Raw genomic sequence first — 2,190 nt, 5'->3', positions numbered from 1 at the left:
GCTCGAAGCGGCCCAGTTCGGTGCGGATCAGCGCCAGGTTGGCGCGGGTGAAATCGGCCAGCCCGGGGATGACGGTGAGATCGTCGGCGAGCACCCGTTCGATGCCGCGCCCGTCGAGAATCCGCAACTCCCGCACCGTATCCGACGTGCGCCCCCAGGCCACGGCGTGCGGACCGCAGGCATTGTTGCCGATCATCCCGCCCAGCGTGCAACGATTCTGGGTCGACGGATCCGGGCCCAGCCGCAACCCGTGCGCCCCCGCCTCCCGTTGCAGCGCGGCCAGTACGACACCGGGCTGCACCCTGGCGATCCGCCGCGCGGGATCCACCTCGAGAATCGCGTTCATGTGACGGCTGAAGTCCAGCACCAGGTCGGGCCCGATGGCATTGCCCGCCACCGACGTTCCCGCGCCCCGCGCGGTCACCGCGAGTCCCTGTGCGCGGGCCAGGTCCAAGGTCGCGCTCACATCGGCGGCATCCCGGGGGAACACCACGCCACGCGGCGTCACCCGATAGTTCGAGGCGTCCGAGGAGTATTCGGCCCGCCGCCGCGCATCGGTGTCGAGTTCGCCGGTGATCGCCCTCCGCAATGTCGGTTCCCACGCCTCGCTCACCCCCCAACCCTAGGCGCGCGACCGACGAATTTCGCTCAGCGCGAACCCGTGCGCTGCCCGGATGCACTTGATCTGAACCTTTGTTGAGGTCCTAGTGTCGGTGGTGTGGGGTTCGATGGAACCCGGATGTGAGGAGCGGGGATGAGTATCGAATCCGTGGCGATGAGCCAGCTGTATCGGCAGATGAACGCGCCCACCGAGCAGCGGCCGTTCCGGCTGGTGACGGCGCGGCGGATTCTGGCGTTCGCGGGCCCGCACCATCGGCGGCTGGTGGCGTTCCTGGTGTTCAGCATCGCCTCGGCGCTGCTGGCGGTGGCGACGCCGGTGCTGGCCGGGCGGGTGGTGGACGCCATCGTCGGGCACGGCGCACCGCGCACGGTGATCACGCTGGCCGCGATCATCGCGGCGGTCGCGGTGCTGGACGCCGGGCTGGGCATCGTCATCCGCTGGCTCTCGGCGCGCATCGGGGAGGGGCTCATCTTCGATCTGCGCACCGCGGTGTTCGACCACGTCCAGAAGATGCCCATCGCCTTCTTCACGCGCACCCGGACCGGCGCACTGGTGAGCCGGTTGAACAACGACGTCATCGGGGCGCAACGGGCGTTCAGCACCACGTTGTCCGGCGTGGTCACCAATGTGGTGACGCTCGCGCTCACCCTCGCGGTGATGCTGCGGCTGTCGTGGCAGATCACCCTGCTCGCGTTGGTGCTGCTGCCGGTGTTCGTCATCCCCGCGCGGCGCATGGGTGAGCGCATCGCCGGCATACAGCGCGAGGCGGCCGGGCTCAATGCCGCCATGAGCACCCAGATGACCGAGCGGTTCTCCGCGCCGGGCGCGACCCTGGTGAAGCTCTTCGGCCGCCCCCACCAGGAATCCTCGGAATTCGGCCTGCGCGCCGGGCGGGTCCGCGACATCGGCGTGCGCACGGCCATGTTGCAGACCGTGTTCGTCACCGCGCTGACCCTGGTGTCCGCGCTGGCGCTGGCGCTGGTCTACGGGCTCGGCGGCTACCTCGCCCTGAAGGGGCAGCTGGAACCCGGTGCGGTGGTGGCGCTTTCGCTGCTGCTGACCCGGCTGTACTCGCCGCTCACCGCGCTGGCGAGCGCGCGGGTGGATGTGATGTCGGCGTTGGTGAGCTTCGAGCGGGTCTTCGAGATCCTGGATCTCAAACCGCTGATCGAGGATTCGCCGCTGGCGGTGCCGGTGCCGCAGGGCCCCGTCGCGGTGGAACTCGACGAGGTGAGCTTCGGCTACCCGGCGGCGGACAAGGTGTCGCTGGCCTCGCTCGAGGATGTCGCCACGCTCGACACCCGCGGCGGCGAGGAAGTGCTGCACCGGGTCTCGCTGCGTGCCGAGCCCGGCCAGCTGGTGGCCCTGGTCGGCTCCTCGGGGGCCGGGAAATCCACCATCGCGCAATTGGTTTCGCGGCTCTACGACGTGGACTCCGGCGCGGTGCTGTTGGGCGGCAAGGATGTGCGGGAGCCGGCGCGGGTGAAGAAGGCCGCGAAAGTCCGTGACCACCTGCGGATCTGGGCACCCGGCCTGGGTGCCACCGCCGTGTTCGTGCTTGCGGTCAT

2 protein-coding genes are annotated in these 2,190 nt (G+C 69.8%); one reads left to right on the top strand and one right to left on the bottom strand.

Features of this window, described 5'->3' with window-relative positions; translation table 11 throughout:
• A partial coding sequence (locus ACWELQ_RS44285; RefSeq protein WP_452402945.1) for an FAD-binding oxidoreductase occupies positions 1 to 613 on the bottom strand: 613 nt, incomplete at its 3' end.
• A 141-nt stretch (positions 614 to 754) separates the two neighbouring features.
• Here ACWELQ_RS44285 and ACWELQ_RS44280 point away from each other — a divergent pair.
• Positions 755 to 2,190: ABC transporter ATP-binding protein (locus tag ACWELQ_RS44280; protein ID WP_452402944.1), on the top strand; the 1,436-nt coding region annotated here is incomplete at its 3' end.

Source organism: Nocardia sp. NPDC004722, from assembly GCF_053601505.1.
This window is presented reverse-complemented; position numbering and strand designations above follow the sequence as displayed.